The following is a 25,966-nucleotide window of genomic DNA, read 5'->3' as shown; positions in this document are numbered from 1 at the left end:
GCTCGCTCCCACAGGGCTTACTGAACACCCCCCTGCTTAGAACGGCACGGCCACCGTCACCTGGCTGTACACGTTGGTGCCATTGCCCGTCACTTGATTGCCCCCCGTCGTTGCATCCCGATCCGGTTTGTAGAGGCCGATCAGCGGGGTGATGATCAAGTGCTCGTTCACGGCCCACTCGGCATACAGGTCCAGCTCCCGGGCATCCAGGTTCAGGGCGTTGTCTTTACGCACGGTGTTGTAATCGAAGTACAGCGCACCGAGGGTCAGGTTCTCCAGCGGCGTGGCGGTCAGGCCGACATGATGAATGCCCGTGTTGCTGTTGAAGGGCCCGGCATAGTTACCCGCGACTTCACCCTGGAACCAGGTGCCATAACCCGTGCTCTGCCCGGTGAACAGCGAATCCCACTTCTGCGAATAGCGAGTGTAGCGGTACGTCAGCTTGGGTGCCCAGGCGAGATCGGCAAAGGTGTAGCCGGCCTCGGCATACCAGGCGTTCTGCGGGCCGGCGTCCTTGTCCTGCCAGGCGTACTCGAACGCCAGGCTGGCGTTCTCGATGCCCGCGTCACCTTCACCACGAATGCTGTAGACGTTCATGCCCTCGCGTTGCTTCTGCAAATCGCTGGCCCAGCGATCATTCACATCAAGGCCGTGGATCCAGGTCAACCCCAATGTCCCGGCCTTGGCGGTGTAGTCCAGCGTGCCGGCGGCCAGTTCGGTTTCAGCCTGGGCGCGGTTGTCGGACTTGAGCCAGACGGCACTGCCATGCAGCCCCTCCTCCCCGCCCAGACGCAATACGGCGGTCTGATCGAACGCGTGCCGGGCCGCCAGGTAATAGGCGCCGCCACGATTCAAGCGACCATCGGCAGGCCCTTTGCCCAGGTTCGGCCCGTCATCGTTGATCAAGAATCCCCTGCCCAGCTTGACCACCTGGCGGCCGCCGGAAATATCGACGCCGTCCTGCCCCAGCACAGGGAACAGATCGGCGGAGCGCCAGCCCAGGTAAGCGTCTTCGATCTTGGTGGTGCGCTCGGACCCAAGGGAATTACCGGCCGGATCGCCATCGCCCCAAGTGGCGGAACTGATCAGGTTGAACGCGCCATAGGCAGTGCCATGGCCCGCCAAGCCCTGGTCGCCGCTGACGCCATACTTGATGAAGCCTTCGCGCCAGGTTGAACCGCCCGGCCTGCCGTCATAGTTCTTGCGGCTGTTGAACTGGCCAAACACCGCCAGCAGGTCGGCGTTGAGGTGCGTGTCGTCATCGGCATACAACGCATGGGCCTGGACCTGACTCGCGGCGCAAAGCGCCAGCGTGCAGGCAAGGCCACTGCCGAAAAATTCCATACGCGATAGAGACCGCATGGCTGGAGCTCCTTGTGGTGCGCCTTTGAAGGCTGTTTTTATATTCAGGAGCCGGCACAGCACACTGCGCCGGCTGGCAGGGCTAGCGGCAGTCGGCGAGCGCGCTGTCCAACGCATCGACCATCAGGGTGGCTTCGTCAGCGGTGAGGGTCAGCGGTGGCGACATCACGATCTTGTTGCCGATCGGCCGCACCAGTACGCCGGCGCGGCGCGCTTGTTCGGCAATGCGCGAGGCCAGGCCGTTGGCCGGGTCAAGCGGCTCGCGGGTGACCTTGTCCGCCACCAGGTCCACGGCGATCATCAAGCCCTTGCCGCGCACTTCGCCCACCACCGCATAACGTTCGGTCAGCGGTTGCAGTTGCTCCAGCATTTGCCCGCCGACTTTCCCGGCATTGCCCGGCAAGTCCTCGGCCTCGACGATGTCCAGCACCGCCAGGGCCGCCGCACATGCCGTCGGGTGACCGCTGTAGGTGTAGCCATGCATGATCACGCTGCCGAAACCCGGGGCGTTTTCGATGGCATCGACGATGCGCTGGTTGAACACCGTCGCGCCCATGGGGATGTAGCCGGCGGTGATGCCCTTGGCCAGGCACAGCACATCGGGCGCGACGCCCCAGCCCCGGCTGCCGAGCATGCAGCCGGTGCGGCCGAACCCGGTGACCACTTCATCGGCGATCAACAGGATGCCGTGGCGGTCGCAGACTTCCCGCAGCCTCCTCCAGTAATGCGCTGGCGGCACGATCACGCCACCGGCGCCTTGCACCGGCTCGGCGATCAACGCAGCAATGGTCTGCGGGCCGAGCAGCGCGATCTGGTCCTCCAATTGACGAATGCAGTGAGCGGTCAGTTCGTCTGGATCGCGGCAGTCCCAGGGATTGCGGTACAGCCACGGCGTGTCGAGCAGATGACAGCCGGCCAGGAGCGGCCCGTGGTTGTAGTGATAGACCCCATTGCCGCCCACGGAGGTGCCGCCCATGTGCACGCCGTGGTAGCCATTGCGCAACGACAGGAAGCGCGTGCGCCCTGGCTCGCCGCTGGCGATCCAGTATTGGCGGGCCATTTTCAGGGCCGTCTCGACCGCATCGGAACCGCCGGAACTGAACAGCACCCGTGCCATGTTTTCCTCGGCGAACATCGACGTCAGCCGCTCGGCCAGGTCGAACACCCGTGGATGGGCGATGCCGTCGAAGGTCTGGTAATAGGCCAGTTCGTCCAGTTGCGCGGCGATGGCCGCCTTCACCGAAGGCCGGTTATGGCCCACGTTCACGTTCCACAAACCGCCCACACCATCGAGCATGCGATGGCCTTCGATATCGGTGATGTAGTTGCCGTCGCCACGGGCGATGATCAACGTCTTGGAGCGGTTGGCTGGCGCCGAAGAACTCATCGGGTGCCAGAACTTCTTCTGTGCTGTCTTGTAGTGCTCGTACATGATTGCCGTCCTCACTCTGTTTCACGCTTGCGTACGTACAGCAGCTGCTGGCCGGTAAACTCCAGCAACCCCTCAAGGCCGAACTCGACGCCGAACCCGGACATCTTGCTGCCACCAAACGGCGTATTCGGCTGGATCTGCGCATGGCAGTTGACCCAGGCCATGCCACATTCCAGGCGACTGGCCAATGCCTGTGCCTGCTCGCTGTCGCTGCCCCAGACCGATCCACCCAGGCCCATGTCGCCAGCATTGGCGCGGCACAGGACATCCTCGACATCCTGATAGGCGATCAGGGGCAACACCGGACCGAACTGTTCCTCGTCCACCAGGCGCTCCCCGTCAGTCACATCGGCGACCAGCGTCGGCGGATAGAAAAAGCCCGGGCGGTCCAGACGGGCACCGCCGCACAACACCCGCGCCCCATGGGCACGGGCGTCCGCCACCAGGTCCTCAACCAGCTTCAACTGTTCGAGGTTCTGCACCGGGCCAAACGTGACCCCAGGCGCCAGGCCGTCACCCACCACCTGACGCTGGGCGATCTCGGCCAGGGCCTCGGCAAAGGCCTCGTACTGGGATTGGTGGATGTACAAACGCTTGAGGGCGGCGCAGGTCTGCCCCATGTTCAGGAACGCCGCCTGGAAAATGTCTTCGGCCACCGCCGCGACCGGCGTGCCGGGCAGCACGATGGCGGCATCGTTACCGCCCAGCTCCAGGGTCAGGCGCTTGAGGTTGCCAGCGGCGCCGCGCATCACGCTTTGGCCGGTGGCGGTCGAGCCGGTGAAGACGATCTTCTGGATGCCGGCGTGGGCAGTGATCGCGCTGCCGAAACCTTGTTCACCGGTCACGCTATTGATCACGCCCCGAGGCACATGGCGCGCGATGATCTCCACCAGGCGCAGGGTGCTCAGAGGGGTCAGGCTGGACGGTTTGCTGATCACGCAGTTGCCGGCCCGTAACGCCGGCATGATGTGCCAGACGGCGATCATGAACGGCCAGTTCCAGGGCGTGATCGACGCGACGACGCCCAACGGCTTGCGGTGCAGTTCAATGCGCTGGCTCGGGGTCTCCTCCACCAACTCCACGGGGATCTGTTGTTCGGCGGCGTAACGCGTCCAGGCCACCGCGCCCATCACTTCGGAGAACGCCAGTTCCAGCGGCTTACCCTGCTCCAGGACAATCAGCCGGGCCAACGACTCGGCGTCCTCCTCAATGTCAGCCGCGATGCTCAGCAGGCGCTGGCGGCGATCTTCATGGCTGCTGTGGCGCCACTCTACAAAGGCCGATTGCGCCGCTTCGACGGCGAGGTCCAACTGGGCCAGGGAACCGGCCGCGCAGCGGGCGAACACCGTAGCGGTCGCCGGATTGACCACATCGAAGTGACCGTTTTCGCCGTCGACCCGGGCCCCATTGATGAGCATTTGATAATCGTGCATAGCCTCTTCCTTTCACGCGCTGCCGGACCGTCCCGAACGACAGCGCAATTTTTTTGTGTGGTTTGACGTTGTCCCGTGACGCCCTAGAGCTTGTGGCTGCCCAACGCCGTGAACCGCTCGGGCGAGGCCTTGCGCAATCGAGCCGCGAGGAACACGCCGACGATCAGCGCGACGGGAATGACGGCGCAAAGGCCGTAGGACAAGCGTTGGCTGGCGCCGGTCAGCACGTCGAAATGAATCACTGCAAGGGCCAGGACCGCCAGCAATGCCAGGCACGAAAAACCCGGAAGAATCCGACCGCGCCAGACCCCCAGCTTCAACTCCGGATGAGCCCGGAAATACACGAATACCGCCGCCGAGGTCAGGGCCATGAGCAGGATCACGCACAGCGTCGCCAGGTTGGAGAACCAGGCGAACAATTGCAGGATCGGATCGGCGTCCAGCGCGGCGAAGATCAACACCACCACCGCCGCGATCAGGCTTTGCAGGACCGAGCCCATGTGCGGGCTCTGGTGCACGCGATGGGTGGTGCCCAACCGGCTGTGCAGTAAACCGTCACGCCCGATGGCATAGAAGTAACGCGCCGCGGCGTTGTGGAACGCCAGCAGCCCGGCGTAGATGCTGACCATGAACAGCAGGCGGATGATCTGGGTCAGGTGCGGGCCGACAAAATGATCGGACATGCCGTAGATGAACGTCGTCGGGTCCTGGAGCGCCTGCAGGGTCGGCACGATCTTGTCCGCCCCTACGCCAATCACCATCGCCCAGACCGACAGGGCATAGAAACCACCGATCAACAGCACCGAGCTGTAAGTGGCGATGGGTATCGTGCGGTGCGGATCCCTGGCTTCCTCGCCGTAGATGGTGGTGGCCTCGAAGCCGATGAACGCCGCGAAGCAGAACAGCAAGCCAATCGACGGCGTGCCGCTGAGCACATGACTGCGGTCGAACGAATCGAGATTGATGCCGCTGTCGCCACCGGTCTTGAGGATGGCGAAATCCAGCGTCAGGATCGCCAGGTACTCGGCAATGACCACCACCGACAGCACCCGGGCCGACAGGTCGATCTTGCGATAGCCGAGAATCGCAACGCTGGCCATCGCCAGGAGCGAATACGTCCACCACGGCAAATCCAGACCAAAGACGCTGGCCATGGTGCCGCTGACCACGCCGCCGAACATGCCGTACAGGCCGACCTGGAGAATGTTGTAGGCAAACATCGCCAACACCCCCGCCGCGCCACCGGCCAGGCCACCCAAACCGCGAGCGGTGAACGCATAGAAACCACCCGCATTGGTCATGTGCCGGGACATGGCGGTGTAGCCCGCCGAGAAGGCCAGCAACACCAGCAAGGCCAGGAGCAGCAACGCCGGTGTGCCGGCGCCATTGCCCAGCATGATGCCAATGGGAAAACCGCCGGCGATGACGCTCAAGGGGCTCGCCGCCGAAATCACGAAGAAGATGATGAAGCCGACACCCAGGGCGCCGCGCTTCAACTCCGTCGAGCTGCTGATCGGGAAAGATACGCTCATTGTTCTTGACCTTATTGTATGAGGCAGTTGTTGCTGGATCGGAGACGGCCAACTTCGCCGACTTCCAAAAGCTTATTGTTCTGCTTGCACGCTGGATTCGATGCTAGGCCCTTGCCAAAACCCTTCGCTATCCCAAAACGGCAGCATCCGAGGCGGCGCCCCAAAACAGGTCATCCCCCATTCCGGCACGCTGACCATGCCCCTGGACCAAACAACACAACCTGTGGCGAGGGAGCTTGCTCCCGCTGGGCCGCGTAGCGGCCCCTCTTTTTTTGGGCCTGCTGCGCAGTCCAGCGGGAGCAAGCTCCCTCGCCACGGGTTAATCGTTTTCTTCGGGCATAGCGCTTTCTGGAGTGACCCGCATTAGCCCAAACGGCTGCCGATTCGGGATAACGGGAAAATGCCTCCTCCGGCAAGATAGCCTCGCCCGTCGTTCAAACAGCGCTGGGCCCAAAACAATAAAAGCCCCCACGCGCAGGAAAACTTCAGCATGTTCTTCGCTCGTCTCTCTATCCAATGGCGGATCACGCTCCTGAGTGGGCTGTGCCTGCTGGCCGTCGTCGGGGCCTTGACCGGTGCCTCCCTGTATCAGAACCAGCAAGGCGCCACGCTGCTCAAGCAGCAAAGCAGTCAACTGCTCGGACGCTCGGCCCTGGAAGGTTTGCAGGCACAGGCCCTGGCCCATGGTCAGCGGGTGGAGCGCTTTTTCAGCGAAACAGCGATCTATGGGGAAGGTTTCGCCCAACAGGTCCTGCAACTGCGCGCCCAGGCGTGGAACGGGCGACTGACGCCAGGGCAACTGCGCCGGGACCTGATCGCCGCGACTCGCCAAGCCCTTCAGAACCGCGAAAAAGTCCTTGGTTTCTACGTGGTGCTGTTTCCTGACGCGCTGGTCGGTGAGGATGCCGGTTTCGCTGGCCAACGCGATCTGGCCGGCAATGAAAAAGGTCGCTTCGCCCTGTACTGGTCACAAAGCCAACCCGGGCATTTGGTGCAAGAGGTGCTCAGCGAAGCCCAGATCAGCGCCAACACCGCACCACCAGGCAGCGAGCCGGCCAACGCCTGGTACATCTGCCCGCAGACCCAGGGGCGCACTTGCGTGACAGAGCCCTACGCGATCGAGGTCGAAGGCCAGAAGACGTTGATGAGTAGCATCTCCATCCCGCTGCTGGACCAGGGCAACGTCATCGGCGTGGTGGGCATGGACATCAGCCTCGATACCCTCCAGCAACTCGCCGCCAGCCTTGCCAACGACCTGTATCCCGGCCACAGCGAGATCAATATTCTTTCCCCGTCAGGGCAGGTTGCCGGCCATAGCGGCGCGGTTGACGGCACCTCGGTCGACGTTCGGCAAGCCGTGCAAACCGTTTCTGCCAATCCCCCCTGGCAATTGCAGATACGCGTGCCGCAAGCGCTGGTGCAAGCGCCAGCCCTGCACATGCAGGCGCAGTTGGACGACAAGCATCGCCAGGCCAACTGGTTCAACCTCAGCCTGGGTTTGCTGGCTGCGGGCCTAGGGCTGTTGCTCATCTGGCTCACCGCCTACGGCGTGACCCGGCCGCTGCTGAGGGTGGCGCATATGCTCGATGCGATTGTCGACGGCGACGGCGATCTCACCCAGCGCCTGCCCAACGGACGCCACGATGAACTGGGCCAACTGGCGAAGGGCTTCAACCGCTTTCTCGACAAGTTGCAACCCATCATCCGCGATATCCAGCAAGCCTCCCTGGACACCCGCGACACCGCCGATACGTCGGCGCAGGTGGCCCGGGAAGTCAGCGCGGGCATGCACACGCAGTACCGGGAAGTCGAGCTGGCGGCGACCGCCTTGCATGAAATGAGCACCAGCGCCCAGGAAGTGGCTCGCCATTCCCACCAGGCGGCCGACGCCGCCACCGTCGCCGAAAACGCAAGCCGCTCAGGGCGTGAACTGTTCGCCAACGCGGTCACCAGCATCGACAGCCTCGACCGGCGCCTGGAAACCACCCTTGAGCAAGTGCAGGCACTGGCCGGCAACAGCCAACACATCGGCCAGGTGCTGGACGTGATCTGCGCCATTGCCCAGCAGACCAACCTGCTGGCCTTGAATGCCGCCATCGAAGCGGCCAGGGCGGGAGAACAGGGACGCGGTTTCGCCGTGGTGGCTGACGAAGTTCGCCATTTGGCCAGCAACACCCAGAACTCGGTCGAGCAGATACGCACGGTGATCGAAGCACTACAACAGTTGAGCCAGGAGGTCGTGCACAGCACCCAACTGAGCCGCGAACAGGCCAGGGACAGCGTCGCTCAAGTCGAAAAGACCCACGTGGCGCTGCAACGCATCACCGACGCCGTGGAAGTGATCGAACACATGAACCAGCAAATCGCCAGCGCCGCCCTGGAGCAAAGCGCTGTCGTGGAAGACATCAGCCATCGCGTCAGTGACATTCGCGGAATCAGCGAAACCTTGACCAGCCGGATGGAGGAAGCCTCGCAGGCAAGCCACTCGCTGCATGCCATGGCCAATCATCAGCAAGCGTTGGTGGGTCACTTTCGGATTTAAGGGTGCTTACACAATTTCACAGAGCGCCTACAAAGCTTCACCCCTGGCATTGGCTTCGATCCCTACCATGGGCGGCTCAATAGTGGGGAAGCACCATGTCCAAGATTCCTTTCGTCACACTGGGCCTGTTGGTCGGGGCACTGCTGCTCAGTGGCTGTGATAACGCCTCGACCCCGGAGGCCTCCGCCCCGCTGCCAAGCGTGCGTGTCGAAACCGTCCAGGCCCGGCCACTGTCGATCAGCAACGAGCTGAGCGGCCGGATCGCGGCGCCACGGGTCGCCGAAGTCCGGGCGCGGGTGGCCGGCGTGGTGTTGCAGCGGGTGTTTCGCGAAGGCAGCGATGTAAAGAAAGGCGACGTGCTGTTTCGCATCGATCCGGCGCCCTTCAAGGCCGACCTGGACAGTGCCGAGGCAGCGTTGCGCAAGGCCGAGGCCAATGCGTTCCAGGCCCGCTTGCAGGCACAGCGTTACGCTCAGTTGATCGATGACAAGGCGATCAGTGGCCAGGATTACGACAACGCCCGGGCCAACGTGCGCCAGACCGCCGCGGACGTCGCCGCCAACAAGGCCGCGGTGGAACGGGCGAAGCTGAACCTCGGGTACGCCACGGTGACCGCGCCGATTTCCGGGCGCATCGGTCGCGCCCTGGTGACGGAAGGCGCCTTGGTGGGGCAGAACGAAAGCACGCCGTTGGCGCTGATCCAGCAACTGGACCCGATCCACGCCGACCTCACGCAATCGACCCGCGAACTCAACGACCTGCGCCGCGCCTTTCGCGCAGGGCAGCTGCAAGCGGTCGGCCAGGGCCAGGCCAAGGCCACCTTGATCCAGGACGACGGCAGCCCTTACCCGCTGCCCGGCAAGTTGCTGTTCACCGACCTCAGCGTTGATCCGAGCACAGGCCAGATCACTCTGCGCAGCGAGTTCCCCAACCCGGACCTGGACCTGCTGCCGGGCAGCTTCATCCGCGTGCGCCTGGAACAGGCGGTCAACAGCCAGGGCATCACCGTGCCGCAACGGGCCATCCTGCGGGACAGCGCCGGAGTTGCCCAGGTGTTGCTGCTGGACGCCGAGCAGAAGGTCAGCCAGCAACCGGTGCAACTGGGCGCCGCGCAAAACGATCGCTGGGTCGTCACCCACGGTTTGAAACCCGGCGACCGCATCGTCATCGAGGGTCTGCAACACGCCCGTCCCGGCGAGCAGGTCCGGGTCGACGATTCCCCACTTCCCCTCGCCCAGGTTCCCGGGCCACAGGCAGGACATTAAGCCATGCCGCAATTCTTCATCGACCGTCCGGTGTTCGCCTGGGTCGTCGCTTTGTTCATCCTGTTGGCCGGTGTCCTGGCCATTCCACAGTTGCCGGTGGCGCAATACCCGGTCGTGGCCCCGCCACAAATCGAGATCTACACCGTCTACCCGGGCGCCTCGGCGCAAACCGTGGACGAAAGCGTGGTCAGCCTGATCGAGGAAGAACTCAACGGCGCCGACAACCTGCTGTATTTCGAATCCCAAAGCAGCCTGGGCAGCGCCACCATCACCGCGACCTTCCAACCCGGTACCAACCCGGAACTGGCCCAGGTCGACGTGCAGAACCGCCTCAAGGCGGTGGAGTCGCGCCTGCCGCAAGCGGTCACGCAGCAAGGCTTGCAAGTGGACAAAGTCTCCGCCGGCTTCCTGCTGCTGATCACCCTCACCTCCAGCGACGGCAAGCTCGACGACGTGGCCCTCAGCGACTACCTGGCGCGCAACGTGATGAACGAGATCAAGCGCCTGGACGGTGTCGGCAAGGCCCAGCTGTACGGGGCCGAGCGGGCCATGCGGATCTGGATCGACCCGCAGAAACTCGTCGGTTTCAACCTGACCCCGGCCGACGTCAATGCCGCCATCGTCGCGCAGAACGCCCAGGTGTCGGCCGGCAGCCTGGGGGATTTGCCGAGCCGCAGCGCCCAGGAAATCACCGCGACCATCGTCGTCAAAGGCCAGCTCAACACGCCGCAAGAGTTTGCCGACATTGTGCTCAAGGCCAACCCCGATGGCTCGACGGTGCGCATCGCCGACGTGGCCCGGGTGGAAATCGGCAGCCAGGAATACCAGTTTTCCACGCGCCTGAACGGCAAGCCCTCCACCGCCGTGGCGGTGCAACTGTCGCCGGGCGCCAACGCGTTGAACACCGCGACCCTGGTGCGCAACAAAATGGACGAGCTGTCGCGCTACTTCCCGGCCGGCGTGGAATACAAGATTCCCTACGACACCTCGCCGTTCGTCAAGGTCTCGATCACCAAGGTGATCTATACCCTCGGCGAGGCGATGTTGCTGGTGTTCGCGGTGATGTTCCTGTTCTTGCAGAACATTCGCTACACCCTGATCCCGACCCTGGTGGTGCCGGTGGCGTTGATGGGCACCTTCGCCACGATGCTCGCGCTGGGGTTCTCGATCAACGTGCTGACCATGTTCGGCATGGTGCTGGCCATCGGCATCCTGGTGGACGATGCCATCGTGGTGGTGGAGAACGTCGAGCGGATCATGGCCCAGGAAGGGTTGTCGCCCAAAGAGGCCACGCGCAAGGCCATGGGGCAGATCACCGGGGCGATCATCGGCATCACCCTGGTGCTGGTGGCGGTGTTCCTTCCGATGGCGTTCATGCAGGGCTCGGTGGGGGTGATTTACCAGCAGTTCTCGCTGTCCATGGCGACGTCGATCCTGTTCTCGGCCTTTCTCGCCCTGACCTTGACTCCGGCGCTTTGCGCGACCTTGCTCAAGCCGGTCGCCCAAGGTGACCACCACGCCAAGGGCGGTTTCTTCGGCTGGTTCAACCGTGGCTTCGACCGGTTCGGCGACCGCTATCAAGGTTGGGTGGCCTATGCGGTGAAACGCAGTGGCCGGTATCTGCTGATCTACGGCGTGCTGCTGGTGGGCATGGGCCTGCTGTTCAGCCGCCTGCCCTCCTCGTTCCTGCCGGTGGAAGACCAGGGCTACACCATCACCGACATCCAGTTGCCACCGGGTGCGAGCAAAAACCGGACGGTGCAGGTGGTGGAGCAGATCGAAGCCCACAATGCCGGCGAGCCGGGGGTCGGCGACAGCACGATCATTCTCGGCTTCAGCTTCTCCGGCAGTGGGCAGAACGCGGCCCTGGCCTTCACCACCCTGAAGGACTGGTCGCAGCGCGGCGCCGAGGATTCGGCGGCGTCGATTGCCGACCGTGCCAACCTGGCGCTGGGTCAGATCAAGGACGCCATGGCGTTCTCGGTGCTGCCGCCGCCCGTGGATGGCCTGGGCACTTCCAGCGGTTTCGAGTTCCGTTTGCAGGACCGTGGCGGCCTCGGCCATGCCACCTTGATGCAGGCCCGCAGCGAACTGCTCGCCGCCGCCGAAAAAAGCCCGATGCTGATGAATGTGCGCGAAAGCGCCCTGGCGGAGGCGCCGCAAGTGCAATTGGAGGTCGACCGCAAGCAGGCCAATGCCCTGGGCATTTCCTTTGCCGATGTCGGCAGCGTGTTGTCCACGGCGGTGGGTTCGGCCTACATCAATGACTTCCCCAACCAGGGACGCATGCAGCGGGTGGTGGTCCAGGCCGAGGGCGACCAGCGCAGCCAGGTCGAGGATCTGCTGAAGATCCACGTGCGCAACAACAGCGGGAAAATGGTCCCGTTGTCGGCATTCGTCCAGGCCCGCTGGACCCAGGGGCCGGCGCAATTGACCCGTTATAACGGTTATCCGGCGGTGAGCATTTCCGGCGAACCGGCACCGGGCTACAGCACCGGGCAAGCCATGGCCGAAATCGAACGGCTGGTGGCCCAGGGGCCGACGGGCCTGGGCCAGGAATGGACCGGGTTGTCCTTGCAGGAACGCTTGTCCGGCAGCCAGGCGCCGATCCTGTTGGGGCTGTCGCTGCTGGTGGTGTTCCTGTGCCTGGCGGCGCTGTACGAGAGCTGGTCGATCCCGACTTCAGTGCTGCTGGTGGTGCCGCTGGGAGTGCTTGGCGCGGTACTGGCCGTGTCGTTGCGCGGCATGCCCAATGATGTGTTCTTCAAGATCGGGCTGATCACCATCATCGGTCTGTCGGCGAAGAACGCGATCCTGATCATTGAGTTCGCCAAGAGCCTGTACGACGAAGGCCACGATCTGATCGACGCAACGCTTGAGGCCGCACGCCTGCGCCTGCGACCGATCATCATGACCTCGCTGGCGTTCATCCTTGGCGTGGTGCCGCTGGCGATTGCCACCGGTGCCAGCTCGGCGAGCCAGCAGGCCATCGGCACCGGGGTGATCGGCGGGATGCTCAGCGCCACGCTGGCGGTGGTGTTCGTGCCGGTGTTTTTCGTGGTGGTGATGAAGCGTGTCAGGCGTGTTGATGCCAAGTGAGGCTAGGCTTTATAGCCGGCCTGGTTCTCCCGGTCGTACTCCATTCCCATTGTGGGAGCGAGCTTGCTCGCGATGGCGGCCTCGCGGCTGGCCTGGATGTTGGTGATTGAGTACATATCCATTGCTGCGGTAACGGCTGCTTAGGGTTCCGCCCTGACGGCGGGTCACTTTCGAAAAGCCCGGAAGCCGGCCCAGTCGAAAGTAACCAAAGCGCTTTTGCCCCACCACTCGGTGCCTCGCTAAGGCTCGGCATGCCCTCACTCCGGCATTGCTCCGTGGGCCCGCCGCGAAGGGCCATCCATGGCCCAGCGCGGCTATCCCGGCATCCATGCCGGGATGCCCACTCCACAATGCCTGCGTTCGGCCAGCGTGGTTAACGGGGCGCCGAGATCAACGTCCACCACGAGGCGGCCTGATAGCCGACCTGGTTCTTGGTGAGACCGCGTTCCCCCTGTGGGAGCGAGCTTGCTCGCGATGGCGGCCTAACAGCCGACCTATCTCTCCGGCCATACCCCGATCCATTTGTGGGAGCGAGCCTGCTCGCGATGGCGGCCTTACCGCCGACCTGTCTCTCCGGCCATACCCCGATCCATTTGTGGGAGCGAGCCTGCTCGCGATGGCGGCCTAACAGCCGACCTGTCTCTCCGGCCATACCCCGATCCATTTGTGGGAGCGGGCTTGCTCGCGAAGGCGGCCTAACAGCCGACCTGTCTCTCCGGCCATACCCCGATCCATTTGTGGGAGCGAGCCTGCTCGCGAAGACGGCAGGCGAGCCCAACCATCAGTCCGCCTGCACCGTGACCTGGCGCTGTTCGCCCAACCCCTCGATCCCCAGGCGAATGGTCTGGCCCGGCCGCAGGAACACCGGGTTGGGCTTGATACCCAGGCCAACACCCGGCGGCGTGCCGGTCGAGATGACGTCGCCGGGTTGCAGACTCATGCAGCGGCTCAGGTAGGCAATCAGTTGCGGCACGCTGAAGATCAGCGTTCGGGTATTGCCGTCCTGATAGCGGTGCCCGTCGACCTCCAACCACAGGTCCAACGCATGGGGGTCGGCGATTTCGTCCCGGGTCACCAGCCAGGGCCCGAGAGGGCCGAAGGTGTCAAAGCCTTTGCCCTTGTCCCAGGTGCCGCCGCGCTCCAGTTGCCACTCGCGCTCGGACACATCGTTGATGACGCAATAACCGGCGACATGCTCCATGGCATTGGCTTCGTCGATGTAGCGCCCGCCTTTGCCGATGACCACGCCCAACTCGACTTCCCAATCGGTCTTGAGCGAGCCACGGGGGATCTGGATGTCGTCGTTCGGCCCGCAGATGGCACTGGTCCATTTGTTGAAGATGATCGGCTCTTTCGGCACCTCCATGTTCGACTCGGCCGCATGGTCGGCATAGTTCAGGCCGATGCAGATGAATTTGCCGACCTGGCCGACACAAGCACCGATGCGCGGTTGACCGGCCACGAGTGGCAGGCTGCGCGGGTCGATGGCGGCGAGCGCGGCCAGGCTGTCCGCGCCCAGGGCCTGTCCGGCGATGTCCGGCACATGGCCCGAGAGGTCGCGGATCTGATGGTCAGTATCCAACAGCCCGGGTTTTTCCGAACCTTTTTCGCCGTAACGCAACAGTTTCATGAAGTGCTCCTGCTCAATTGAAAATTCAGAGGCTCATGCCGCCATCAATCACGTGTACCGCCCCGGTGGTGTAGGCAGACGCATCGCTGCCCAGGTACACCGCCAACTGCGCGATTTCCTCGGTGTTGCCGATGCGCCCCATGGGCTGGCGGTCGAGAAATTGCCGGTAGACCTCTGCTTCATCGACACCCTGCCGCGCGGCCTGGTCGGCGATGCGCTGGCGCAGCGAAGGCGAATCCACGGTGCCCGGGCATATCGCGTTGCAGCGGATGCCCTGGCTGACGAAGTCGATGGCGACGGATTTGGTCAGCCCCACCACCGCAGCCTTGCTGGCAGCATAGGCGAAGCGATTGGGCACGCCTTTGATACTGGAGGCCACCGACGACATGTTGATGATCGAGCCGCCGCCACGGGCCAGCATGCCCGGCAGGAACGCACGGATCATGCGGTACATGGCCGTGACATTGAGGTCCATCGAACGCGCCCAGGCGGCTTCATCGCATTCCAGAATATTGCCGCTGTGCACGTAGCCTGCGCAGTTGAACAGCACGTCGAGCCCGCCGAGGCGTTCGCAGGCTGCGCTGATGGCTGCGGTCGACGTGACGTCCAGGGGCATGGCGGTGATCCCTTCGATCCCCGCCAGTGCATGGATATCGATGTCAGTGGCGAACACCTCGGCCCCGGCCCGGGCGAAGGCAATGGCGCTGGCCAAGCCAATGCCCTGCCCCGCTGCCGTCACCAGCACACGCTTGTTTTGCAGATTCATGCGGTCTCCAGTTGCGCTGCCGTGGCGGCGTGCTTGGGGGTCCTGCCGAGCATCGAAGCGGGGATGGCCAGGATCAGCCCGCCGCTGACCAAAAGACACAAGGCGAGCACATAAGTGCCGTTGTTGATGTTGCCCGTGAGGGTTTCGGCCACGGCGGTGATCATCGAGCCGGTAAAGCCCGACAGGTTGCCGATGGCGTTGATCATGCCAATGCCGGCGGCGGCGGCGACGCCCGACAGCACGGTGCCCGGCAGCGTCCAGAAAATCGGCATCAGGCTGAGGATCCCCGACGCGGAGACGCTGAGAAAGAGCACGGACAACACCAGGTTGTCAGCGAAGAAGGCACTGAGGATCAGGCCGACGCCGCCAATGAACGCCGGGATCGCCGCATGCAAGCGCCGCTCACCGGTGCGGTTGGAGTGCCGGGCATTGAGCAGCATCGCCACCACCGCCACCGAGTAAGGGATGGCGGTCAGCAGACCGATGTGCAAGCTGTTGGTGATGCCGGTGCTCTTGATGATCGAAGGCATCCAGAACGCCAGGCCATAGAAGCCAGTGTTGAAGGTCAGCAGGATCAACACCAGCAGCCACACCCGAGGGTTGAAGAACACTTCGCTCAAGCGCGTGGCCTTGCCCTGGTTGTCGGTTTGCAGATTGGCCTTGAGCAGGGTTTTTTCCGCGACGGTCAGCCATTTGGCTTTGTCGATGTTGTCGGCCAGGCAGACGATCACCACGAACGCCATGATGATCGACGGAATGCCTTCGATGAGCAGCATCCATTGCCAGCCAGACAAACCATGCACCCCTTGCATGCTGTTCATCAGCCAACCGGAGAGTATGCCGCCCAAGGTCAGGCTGACCGGCAGCGCCAGCAGGAACCCGGACATCACCCGGCTTTGGCGGTGGGTCGGAAACCAATAGTTGAGGTAGAGGATCACGCCAGGGAAGAAGCCTGCTTCGCAGATGCCCAACAGGAAGCGCAGCACATAGAACATCGTGCTCGATTCAAGGTGGAAGAAGGCCGCCAGCGGCACGGTGTAGGCCACGGCCATGGAGATCACCGCCCAACTGAGCATGATCCGGGCGATCCAGAACCGTGCGCCAAAGCGATGCAGCAACAGGTTGCTGGGCACTTCGAAGAGGAAGTAACCCCAGAAAAACATACTGGCGCCCAAGGCATACACGGTGTTGCTGAACTGCAGCTCGTTGAGCATGTCGAGCTTGGCGAACCCGATGTTCACCCGATCGAGGTATGCCGCCATGTAGCACAACAGCAACACGGGCAGGATCCGCCAGATGACCTTGCGGTAGGTCCGGTCTTCAAAATCGAGCTCGCCGGCTTGCGCCTGAGCGGGCAACTGCTCGGAGATGGTTTGCATGAGGTAACCCCTGATTGTTTTTATTGGGTCACGTCGAATGAACGAATCATCCGGCGATTGAACGAGGACTCTACTGTCGGAAATCGATTCTTTCCCAATGGCATTTTTGGATTAGTCGATAACGTATTGTTATCGAGGCTTGGGTTTGGCAAGGGGGCTACTGCGTAGCCCAGCGGGAGCAAGCTCCCTCGCCACAGGGTTCGGCGCAGGCTGATCCACCGCCATCGCGAGCAAGCTCGCTCCCACAGATGTTTCGTGTTGACTCAGAGATTCGCGACACTCCCGCCCCCTGTGGGAGCGAGCTTGCTCGCGATGGCGGCGGCACATTCAACGGCTCAGACGGGCGTTGTCTTTGAGGATCTCGGCGAACTCCAGCGTATGAGTTCCTGTGGCGAGGGAGCTTGCTCCCGCTGGGGCGCGCAGCGGCCCTGAAACCTGGCAACTCGGGTGTGCCAGGCAAATTGAGTTCACGGCTTTGGGTCTGCTGCGCAGCCCAGCGGGAGCAAGCTCCCTCGCCACAAAAGCGACCTTACCAGCCTAAGCCCTGCACAGGATGGAGTTATTGAGTTCCCTAAGTGGCCAGCATGGCGGCCAAGCGGGCGTTGTCCTTGAGGATCTCGGCGAACTCCAGCGCCGCGCCCACCAACGGCTCATCCTTTCGCGTGAGAATGCCGTAGTCCTGCGGCACCAGGTGCAGCGGGGTGTGGAGGGTCTTGAGCTGGCCGCTTTCGAGCAGCGGGTCGACCATGGCATTGGGCAGCATGCCGATCATGGGCCCGCGTTGCAGCACCTGGAGGAAGGTCTGCATGGAAATGGTGTCGATGGTGTTGCGCGGCATCCCTACCCCGGCTTCGGCAAAGGCCAGTTCCATGCGAGCGCGGATCGGCGTGCCGACCGGGTAGAGAATCCACGGCAGGTCCACCAGTTGCTGCAGGGACGTCGGTCCGGCGTTCGCCAGCGGATGGCGGTCATTGACCACGATGCAGAACGGCTCCGGGGCCAGGGGTTGGAAGTCGTAGTGCTGGTGCTGGCTTTGCTCGGTAAACCGGGCCACCGCCAGATCGAGCTTTTTCTCTTCAAGCATCTTCATCAAATGGTTGCTGGTCTGCTCCACCACCTCGATGGACAGCAAGGGCCAGCGCTGCTTGATTTGCAGAATCGCCTCGGGCAAGGCCACCGCCGTCGCGGCAAAGATACCGCCGACCTTGAGGTAACCATGGCCGCCCTCGCGCAGGCTGCTGATTTGCTCGACGAACGAACGTGCGTCGTTCAAGGCGATCTGCGCGTAACGCAGCACATGTTCGCCCAATGCAGTGGGCGGCATGCTCCGGGGTCGGCGTTCGAACAGGGCGAAGCCAAGCAGGCTTTCGATTTCTTTGAGCATCTTGCTCACGGCCGGCTGGCTGAGGTTCATCTGCTCGGCCGCCAAATGCATGTTGCAGGTGCGCCCCAAGGTATCGATCAGCAGCAGGTGGCGGAATTTGAGCCAGCCGCAGAAGCTGGAGAAAGACAGATCGGACATGGGCAATCCTCGACGATGCAATAACCGGACGTTATCAGATACTGAATATATCTCATTGGAGTTCATCAACAGCGCGCCCTAGCTTGAACGCTTTACGAACCAGGAAGACTGCCCATGTCGCTGATGCTTACTCCCGAGAACACCCTGCCCGTCGATGGCGTCGCCGGCACCCTGATTGGTCGTGCCTGGGTGCCTGGCCGTGTCGCCGGACCTTCCCCCGTGGTGCTGCGCAGTGACGGGGTGTTCGACCTGTCAGAACGTTTTGCGACATTGAGTGACTTGCTGGAAACACAATCCCCCCTGGCCGCCGTCAGGCAGACACCCGGCACTTTCATCGCCAGCGTCGAAGCGCTCCTGGCCAATACCGGCACTCATGCCGACCCGACCAAACCGTTCCTTTTGCCGCCACTGGACTTGCAAGTGATCAAGGCCGCCGGCGTGACCTTCGCCGCCAGCATGATCGAGCGGGTGATCGAGGAACAGGCCGGCGGCGACGCAGCAAAGGCCGAGGCCGTACGCGCCACCGTGCACAGCGTGATCGGCGACAACCTGCGCGCCATCGTGCCGGGCTCCGAGCAAGCCATGCGCCTCAAAGCCTTGCTCATCGAACAGGGCATGTGGTCGCCGTACCTGGAAGTCGGCATCGGCCCGGATGCGGAGATCTTCACCAAGGCGCCGGTCCTGGCCGCCGTGGGCAGCGGCAGCCATATCGGCATTCATCCGGTATCGCAATGGAACAACCCCGAACCGGAAGTGGTGCTGGCGGTGAACAGCCGTGGCCAGATCCACGGCGCCACCCTGGGCAACGACGTCAACCTGCGGGACATCGAAGGTCGCAGCGCACTGTTGCTGAGCAAGGCCAAGGACAACAACGCATCCTGCGCCATCGGGCCGTTCATTCGCCTGTTTGACGAACACTTCAGCCTGGATGACGTCCGCGCCTGTGTGGTCGACCTCCAGGTACAAGGCGAAGATGGCTACCGCTTGCACGGTTCGAGTTCCATGAGCCAGATCAGCCGTGACCCGCAGGACCTGGCAAGCCAGACGCTCAATGCCAACCACCAATATCCGGATGGTTTTGTGCTGTTTCTCGGTACCCTGTTCGCCCCCACCGAAGACCGCGACCATCCCGGCAGCGGTTTCACTCATAAACGCGGGGACCGGGTCAGCATCAGCAGCCCCTTGCTCGGCAGCCTGCATAACCAGGTGACCCATAGCTGCGACGCCGCCCCCTGGACCTTCGGCGTCGGCGCCTTGTTGCGCAACCTCGCCGCCCGCGGACTGCTGGGCCGCTGATGCTACGCCCGTGACCGATTCATCCAATTACAAGAGAGACCTGAATCATGAGTGACACGCCCAAACGCCGCCTGCGCAGTGAGCAATGGTTCAATGACCCGGCCCACGCGGACATGACCGCCCTGTATGTCGAACGCTACATGAACTACGGCATGACCCGCGAAGAGCTGCAATCGGGACGCCCGATCATCGGCATCGCCCAGACCGGCAGCGACCTGACCCCTTGCAACCGTCATCACCTGGAACTGGCCCAACGGGTCAAGGCTGGCATCCGTGATGCCGGCGGCATTCCCATGGAATTCCCAGTGCACCCGATCGCCGAACAGTCGCGGCGCCCCACCGCTGCCCTGGACCGCAACCTGGCCTACCTGGGGCTGGTGGAAATCCTCCACGGCTACCCGTTGGATGGCGTGGTGCTCACCACCGGTTGCGACAAGACCACGCCCGCCTGCCTGATGGCGGCGGCGACCACCGATTTGCCCGCCATTGTCCTGTCTGGCGGGCCGATGCTCGACGGCCATCACAAGGGCGAACTGATCGGCTCGGGCACCGTGCTCTGGCACGCGCGCAACCTGATGGCCGCCGGCGAGATCGACTACGAAGGCTTCATGGAAATGACCACCGCGGCATCGCCATCGGTGGGTCACTGCAACACCATGGGCACCGCCTTGTCGATGAACGCCCTGGCCGAGGCCCTGGGCATGTCGCTGCCGGGTTGCGCGAGCATTCCGGCGCCCTATCGCGAGCGCGGGCAAATGGCCTATGCCACCGGCAAGCGCATCTGCGACCTGGTGCGGCAAGACATACGCCCATCACAGATCATGACCCGCCAGGCCTTCGAGAACGCCATCGCCGTCGCCTCGGCCCTGGGAGCTTCGAGTAACTGCCCGCCGCACCTGATCGCCATCGCTCGGCACATGGGCGTCGAGCTGAGCCTGGACGACTGGCAGCGGATTGGCGAGGACGTGCCGCTGCTGGTCAATTGCATGCCGGCGGGCAAGTACCTGGGCGAAGGGTTCCATCGGGCCGGCGGCGTGCCCTCGGTCATGCATGAACTGCAGAAAGCCGGACGCCTGCACGAAGACTGCGCCACGGTCAGCGGCAAGACCATCGGCGAAATCGTCAGCAGCAGCCTGACCAGCAACGCTGATGTGATCCATCCCTTCGACACCCCGCTCAAACACCGCGCCGGTTTCATCGTGCTCAGTGGCAACTTCTTCGACAGCGCGATCATGAAGATGTCGGTGGTGGGCGAGGCGTTTCGCAAGACCTACCTGTCCGAGCCCGGCGCCGAGAACAGTTTCGAAGCCCGGGCCATCGTGTTCGAAGGGCCGGAGGATTACCACGCCCGCATCGACGACCCGGCGCTGGACATCGACGAACGCTGCATCCTGGTCATCCGCGGCGTTGGCACGGTGGGCTACCCCGGCAGCGCCGAGGTGGTGAACATGGCGCCACCGGCCGCGCTGATCAAACAAGGCATCGACTCCCTGCCCTGCCTGGGCGACGGTCGCCAGAGCGGCACCTCGGCGAGCCCATCGATCCTCAACATGTCCCCGGAAGCGGCCGTGGGCGGCGGCCTGGCGTTGCTGCAAACCAACGACCGGCTGAAAGTGGACCTGAACACACGCACCGTGAACCTGCTGATCGACGACGAAGAGATGGCCCGGCGCCGACTCGAATGGACGCCGAACATTCCGCCCTCGCAAACGCCCTGGCAGGAACTGTACCGGCAACTGGTGGGACAGCTTTCCACCGGGGGCTGCCTGGAGCCTGCGACGTTGCATCTGCGGGTGATTGCTCGCAGTGGTGAGCCGCGGCATTCGCACTGAGTCCAGGGGACGATTGTTCACGCACGTTGAATGCTGATGCCAACCCAGAGGGATTTATTCCAAGGGCCTAAAGGAGAAAGATGCGCGCCAGGGATCGTTGTCCCTACCGAATCTTTCTCACACCACGGAGTCGATCCATGCCATTCGCCAACTACAAATTCCCCGAAGGAATCCTGGACCACGCCCGCAAGGAAGAGATCATCCATCGCACCACGCAGATGTTCGTCGAGTACTTCGGCGAGCAAGTGCGACCGTTCACCATGGTCCTTGTCGAAGAGGTCGCCGACGGTGGTTGGGGCCGCGCCGATGAGACATTGACGTTGGCGAAGATGGGATTGCCGGCGAAAGGACAATAACGCCTGCGGATCATCAGCGACGCATCGACCCCGCACCGCCGGGGTCGTTATCGACGTCACGCATCAGCGCTTCAAGCCACCCTGCCAGGGATTCCCCAATGCCAACTCAAGACGTATCCTCGCCGCGCTCCCCGTTGGCGACCGTGACTGCACGCGTCGCCGGTTTCGAACCGTATCTGTACGCCTTGCTGCGAATCATCTTCGCCGTCGTCCTGTTTACCCACGGTTTGCCAAAGGTTCTGCGCACCGCCCATGGCTCGATGGCCGATCCAATGGCCGCGTCTATCAACCTCATCCAGAACGTGATGGGACTGCCTTTCGCTGCGCAGCTGGCCTTTCTGGTCATGCTCCTGGAAACGGCCGGTGCGTTGATGCTGGCGACAGGGCTCGGCACGCGGCTCGTCGCCCTGCTGATCGCCATTCAAATGGTTGCCATCAGCTACGCGTTGGGGCCGACATGGCCCTGGATTGACCGAGGCATCGAGTTTCCGGTGCTGATGGGATTTCTGGCCCTCTACATCGTCGCGCGCGGCGGCGGAGTCTATTCATTGGACGCGCGCTTGGGCACGCGTCTGCGATAGAAAGGGCTCAGGCGCGGGTGGCCCTTTGTTTGAACCACCCTTGCCCTATGCTCAGAAATCGACCGTGGCCGACAATTGCAAGGTGCGCGGCGAGCCTGGGGAGAACGCACCGTACGAGGCGACACCCGACCAATACTCGCGGTCAAAGACGTTCTGGACCGTGGCCCTGAACGTCGTCGGTCGACCTTCGATCTTGGTGGCGTAGCGAGCGCCCGCGTCGAAGCGGGTCCAGGCATCCAGTTCTTGGGTGTTGGCCTGGTTCACGTATTGGCTACTGGTGTAGATCGCGCCGCTGGTGAGGGTAAAGCCTTCCACCCATGGGGTGTCCCACTCCGCCCACAGGTTGGCTTGTACGTCTGGCACGCCCACCGGTTTATTGCCACGGTTAGCCGCTGTGGCGGAATCCGTCAGTTCACCATCAAGCAGTGTCACCCCACCCATCAGGCGTGTGCCGGGGGCCACTTCACCGAACACGCTCAGCTCCACGCCACGGTTGCGCTGTTCGGCCTGCACCGAGAACACATTGCCCGCGCCGATTTCGCCGCTGGGCTTCTCGATCTGGAACAGTGCCAGGGTGGTCATGAACGTGCCGTGCTCATACTTGACCCCAATCTCATGCTGTTTGGACTCATAGGGCGCAAAGGTTTCGCCGGCATTGCTCGCGGTGCCTGGCGCGACGTCACCTTTACTCAGCCCCTCGACATAGTTGTAGTAGAGCGACACGTCCTCCCAGGGCTTGACCACCACGCCAACCAATGGGGTGGTGGCGCTGTCGTCATAACGGGAACTGACCGAGCCGGCGGCGTTGTAATTGCGCGACTCGATATTCTGCCGACGCAGCCCCAGGGTCAGTTGCAGACGCTCATCCAGTACCGACAAGGTGTCGGTCAAGGCAAAGCCGGACAACTGCGACTCGGAAACCCGCAGCACCTTGGGTGCATTGATGGCCGGCTTGGGTACGTCCACCGGGTGATAGATGTTCGAGCGGACCTCCGGTCCGTTGTTGATCCCCCGGGACAATTCATCCTGGTACGTGGTCGCCATCAGTGTGGTCGTGTGGCTGACAGGACCGGTGTCGAACACCCCACGCACGCCCACATCGGCTGTCGAACGGTCCACGTTGAATTTGTAGTACCCCGGCGTGTTGCTGATATCGCCGGCGTCGTTGAGGATTCTTGGCACCTGGTCGGACATCCGCTTGACGTCCGACCGACCGCCACCGGCGTGGGCGAACACCGTGACCGCGTCCGTCAGGTCGTATTCGCCACCCAGCAAGGCCGACTGCTCCTTAGTGTCCGACCAACCCCATTTCTGTGATGCGTTGGTACGACCGTTGGGGGCTGATGGAATTTCAACGCCAGGTGCGACAGTGAAGGGGCGCGAGGCGCCATCGAAGCTTTCTTTCTGGCTGATGAAGTCGAGGTTCAAGCGCAAACGCTCGCCCCGATAATCAAGGGCGATGGCGCCGATGTCGAGTTCGCGCTCTTGATCATCGATGGCCGTGTCGCCACCTTGGAGGCTGCCGTTGAAGCGCACGCCGAACTGGTTTTCCGAGCCGAATCGACGGCTGACATCCAGGTGTCCACCCACGTAGGAATCGGAGGCATAGCTGCCGGTAAAGCGCGTCAGGTCTTCCTCCAACGGACGCTTGGGAACGATGTTGATCACCCCGCCCACTCCGCTGTTCGGAGAAATACCGTACATCAGCGCACCCGGCCCCTTGAGCACTTCGACCCGTTCGGCGTAATCGGTGAACACTCGGTAGTTGGGTGCCACGCCGTAGACGCCGTCGTAGGCCAGCTCGCCGAGGTTGCCCTCGCCGATGGGAAAACCACGGATGAAAAACGAATCGACGATGCCGCCCACCTGGCCAGTGGAGCGCACCGAAGGGTCTCGTTGCAGGGCGTCGGCCACGGTCACGGTCTGCAGGTCGGCCATGGTCTTTTCGGTGTAGCTGGTCACGCTGAACGGCGTGTCCATCACGTCCTTGTTGCCCATCATTCCCAAGCGCGCACCGCGTGCCACCTGACCGCCGGCCAGCACGGGCGGCAGTGCGCCTGGGTCGCTGTGGGTGCCGCTGATGGTGGTGGCGTCAAGGGTCAAGCCTTGTCCGTTGCCCGCCGAAACATCCGAGGTTTTATCGGCGGCAGGCGCCTGTTCGGGGGTTGCCGCCCAGGCGGTGGCGCTTCCTGCGACCAGAATGAAACTCAACGTGGCGCTGCGAATCGCGAGGGATAACGCGGACTCACCACAAGGTCGACGTGCAACAGACATGGCTTAAGGATCCTTTCCAACGAGAGAAAATGGTAATCACTCCTATTGCCAGTCGACCTGCGGAAAAGTATCACCTCCCGGGGATTATTTTTTCAGGCTGTGCCGGATCCCTCAGGCGTACAGGCGTTCCAGGGGTATGGCGACAACAGGCAGGGCCGGGTCGAACGCGTGCCGCGTGGTCTTGTAGGGGAACAGCTCGCCCCGGGCGATGGTGTTGAAAATCCGAGCCACTTCGAAGGCTTTGCCGGTCTGCCAATGCCGCACGCACACCCGCGGATCCGCGTAGTCGAGCTGGATGCACGGGACCCGCTTCAAGCCCAATTGCAACGCCGCGTTGAAGCGATGGTTGCCGTCCATCACGATGCCTCGCGAACGCTCGACGATGATCGGTTCCAGCCAATGCCCGGCGCGGATGATCGCCTCCCGCAGCCATTGCACATTGGCCGGATCGACGTGCTCCGATTGCAACACTTCGCACAGCGGGCGTAGCGCAATCTGGTAACCCTGGTGTTCCATGGCGAATCTCCTGGTCGGCGGCGGGTTCAGCACGCGTCCGCCTTGGCAGGCACCGAGTAGAGGCTGGCCACGTCCAGCAAGCGCTGGGCATGTTCGATGAGCGGCAGGTCCACCATCTCGCCGTCCACCTGCACCGCATGGGAGCCGCTGGCCACGGCGCGCATCACGCGATCGGCCCAGGCCAGTTGCCCCGCATTGGGCAGGAAGGCCCGCTGGACCGTGTTCAATTGCGCGGGATGGATACACAGCTTGGCGCCAAAGCCCAGGGACCTTGCGTAATGCGCATCGTGATTGACCATCGCCAGGTCACTGATGGCCGGTGTCACACCATCGATCGGCGCCGGCAAACCGGCCGTGCGCGACGCCAGCACGATGCGATTACGAGCGAACAGAAACGCCTCGGGCACCTGGCTGCAGTTGATGTCCAGGGAAAAATCCAGGGAGCCGAACGCCAGGCGCGATAGCCCGGCAATGCCGGCAATCGCCTCGACCTGCTGCAAGCCCTTGGCAGTCTCGATGATCGCGACGATCTGCAACTCGGGCTGCCACGCCAGCAGGTGCTCGACCACTTGGCACAACGCCTCGCCGTACTGCGCCTTGGGCAAGAAAATCCCCGCGCAACGTTCGGGATAGCGCATGTCTCCCAGCCACGTCAGGTCCTGGCGCAGGAAGGTGCTGTCGACGCTGTTCAGGCGGATGTAACGCTGGCAGGCGACACTCGGCACGCTTTCCTGCCAAGCCCAAATGGCCGCGCGGGCCGCGGCTTTGCTGTCGGGATGGACGGCATCCTCGAGGTCGAGAATGATCGCATCCGGCGCCGCATCGACGGCCTTGGCGAACCGTTCGGGGCGATTGCCGGGAACGAACAGGTAGCTGATGGGAAGCGTGGCGACGGTTAGGGGGCGTTCAGTTGTCATGGAGCTCTCCTGGTGGGCATCAGTAGTGATTCGCGAAAAAATTCATGTCCCTCAGGCAGGGAAATCCCGGTCTCGGCTGCGGTCTGTTCCAGCGCCCCTTAAGTCCTTTTCCATCAAGGCATTAAGGTATTTTTTTAACGGCGAAAGAACGCTTACAAGCACCTGCAAACAAGCGCTTATGCACGCTCGTTCAGCGAGTAATTATTTAATATTTTCGAAAACCTTACTTGAT

General features: G+C 63.0%; 18 protein-coding genes and 1 pseudogene. 8 read left to right on the top strand and 11 right to left on the bottom strand.

The genetic code is table 11. From position 1 onward, the window contains the following. Positions 1-36: 36 nt before the first annotated feature. From AC515T_RS12460 to AC515T_RS12445, 4 genes are all read right to left on the bottom strand, one after another. On the bottom strand, positions 37-1,362 hold the full coding sequence (locus AC515T_RS12460) for an alginate export family protein (RefSeq protein ID WP_496532718.1): 1,326 nt from the start codon (positions 1,360-1,362) through the stop codon (positions 37-39). Between the two features lie 82 nt (positions 1,363-1,444). After that, positions 1,445-2,794, bottom strand: a complete 1,350-nt coding sequence (locus tag AC515T_RS12455; RefSeq protein ID WP_496532717.1) for an aminotransferase class III-fold pyridoxal phosphate-dependent enzyme — start codon at positions 2,792-2,794, stop codon at positions 1,445-1,447. Between the two features lie 11 nt (positions 2,795-2,805). Next, entirely contained in the window at positions 2,806-4,227 is a 1,422-nt protein-coding gene (locus AC515T_RS12450) for an aldehyde dehydrogenase family protein (RefSeq protein WP_496532716.1), read from the bottom strand. An 83-nt stretch (positions 4,228-4,310) separates the two neighbouring features. Further along, positions 4,311-5,759, bottom strand: coding sequence for an APC family permease (locus AC515T_RS12445; protein WP_496532715.1), 1,449 nt, complete (start codon positions 5,757-5,759; stop codon positions 4,311-4,313). Positions 5,760-6,249: 490 nt separating this feature from the next. On the opposite strand from AC515T_RS12445, the pseudogene AC515T_RS12440 reads away from it, so the two are divergent. The 4 genes and pseudogenes from AC515T_RS12440 to AC515T_RS12425 all read left to right on the top strand — a co-directional run. After that, positions 6,250-7,443, top strand: a pseudogene (locus AC515T_RS12440) (PDC sensor domain-containing protein); the annotation flags it as partial. A gap of 102 nt (positions 7,444-7,545) precedes the next feature. After that, complete coding sequence (locus AC515T_RS12435) at positions 7,546-8,301, top strand: methyl-accepting chemotaxis protein (protein WP_496533126.1); 756 nt, start codon at positions 7,546-7,548, stop codon at positions 8,299-8,301. Between the two features lie 95 nt (positions 8,302-8,396). Then, positions 8,397-9,566 (top strand): efflux RND transporter periplasmic adaptor subunit, encoded by a 1,170-nt coding sequence (locus tag AC515T_RS12430; RefSeq protein ID WP_496532714.1) that lies wholly within the window; start codon positions 8,397-8,399, stop codon positions 9,564-9,566. A 3-nt stretch (positions 9,567-9,569) separates the two neighbouring features. Further along, positions 9,570-12,665: a multidrug efflux RND transporter permease subunit gene (locus AC515T_RS12425; protein ID WP_496532713.1), complete on the top strand. Its 3,096-nt coding sequence runs from the start codon at positions 9,570-9,572 to the stop codon at positions 12,663-12,665. Positions 12,666-13,446: 781 nt separating this feature from the next. Here the strand turns inward: AC515T_RS12425 and AC515T_RS12420 are convergent. The 4 genes from AC515T_RS12420 to AC515T_RS12405 all read right to left on the bottom strand — a co-directional run bounded on the left by AC515T_RS12420 (position 13,447) and on the right by AC515T_RS12405 (position 17,962). Further along, the gene (locus AC515T_RS12420; protein WP_496532712.1) at positions 13,447-14,295 is read right to left on the bottom strand and encodes an ureidoglycolate lyase; all 849 of its coding nucleotides are present in this window, start codon (positions 14,293-14,295) and stop codon (positions 13,447-13,449) included. Between the two features lie 25 nt (positions 14,296-14,320). Beyond that, entirely contained in the window at positions 14,321-15,061 is a 741-nt protein-coding gene (locus tag AC515T_RS12415) for an SDR family oxidoreductase (protein WP_496532711.1), read from the bottom strand. Then, positions 15,058-16,440, bottom strand: coding sequence for an MFS transporter (locus tag AC515T_RS12410; protein ID WP_496532710.1), 1,383 nt, complete (start codon positions 16,438-16,440; stop codon positions 15,058-15,060). Before AC515T_RS12410 ends, AC515T_RS12415 begins: the two co-directional genes overlap by 4 nt. 571 nt (positions 16,441-17,011) lie before the next feature. Beyond that, a complete protein-coding gene (locus AC515T_RS12405) occupies positions 17,012-17,962 on the bottom strand; it encodes a LysR family transcriptional regulator (protein ID WP_496532709.1) in 951 nt (316 codons plus the stop codon). 114 nt (positions 17,963-18,076) lie between these two features. On the opposite strand from AC515T_RS12405, the gene AC515T_RS12400 reads away from it, so the two are divergent. The 4 genes from AC515T_RS12400 to AC515T_RS12385 all read left to right on the top strand — a co-directional run bounded on the left by AC515T_RS12400 (position 18,077) and on the right by AC515T_RS12385 (position 22,027). After that, on the top strand, positions 18,077-19,258 hold the full coding sequence (locus AC515T_RS12400; RefSeq protein ID WP_496532708.1) for a fumarylacetoacetate hydrolase family protein: 1,182 nt from the start codon (positions 18,077-18,079) through the stop codon (positions 19,256-19,258). 47 nt (positions 19,259-19,305) lie between these two features. Beyond that, the gene (locus tag AC515T_RS12395) at positions 19,306-21,090 is read left to right on the top strand and encodes an IlvD/Edd family dehydratase (protein ID WP_496532707.1); all 1,785 of its coding nucleotides are present in this window, start codon (positions 19,306-19,308) and stop codon (positions 21,088-21,090) included. Between the two features lie 137 nt (positions 21,091-21,227). Next, positions 21,228-21,446, top strand: coding sequence for a tautomerase family protein (locus AC515T_RS12390; protein WP_122568387.1), 219 nt, complete (start codon positions 21,228-21,230; stop codon positions 21,444-21,446). Between the two features lie 98 nt (positions 21,447-21,544). Further along, positions 21,545-22,027, top strand: coding sequence for a DoxX family protein (locus tag AC515T_RS12385; protein WP_496532706.1), 483 nt, complete (start codon positions 21,545-21,547; stop codon positions 22,025-22,027). Between the two features lie 51 nt (positions 22,028-22,078). On the opposite strand, the gene AC515T_RS12380 is transcribed toward AC515T_RS12385, so the two are convergent. The 3 genes from AC515T_RS12380 to AC515T_RS12370 form a co-directional block, all read right to left on the bottom strand. Further along, a complete protein-coding gene (locus tag AC515T_RS12380) occupies positions 22,079-24,301 on the bottom strand; it encodes a TonB-dependent receptor (protein WP_496532705.1) in 2,223 nt (740 codons plus the stop codon). A gap of 111 nt (positions 24,302-24,412) precedes the next feature. Then, on the bottom strand, positions 24,413-24,817 hold the full coding sequence (locus AC515T_RS12375; protein WP_496532704.1) for a transcriptional regulator: 405 nt from the start codon (positions 24,815-24,817) through the stop codon (positions 24,413-24,415). 26 nt (positions 24,818-24,843) lie between these two features. Continuing rightward, complete coding sequence (locus AC515T_RS12370) at positions 24,844-25,734, bottom strand: HpcH/HpaI aldolase/citrate lyase family protein (protein WP_496532703.1); 891 nt, start codon at positions 25,732-25,734, stop codon at positions 24,844-24,846. Positions 25,735-25,966 lie beyond the last annotated feature (232 nt).

The organism is Pseudomonas sp. FSO-7, assembly GCF_059579345.1.
Note: the sequence above shows the minus strand (reverse complement) of the source record. Positions and strands in the feature narration are given on the sequence as shown.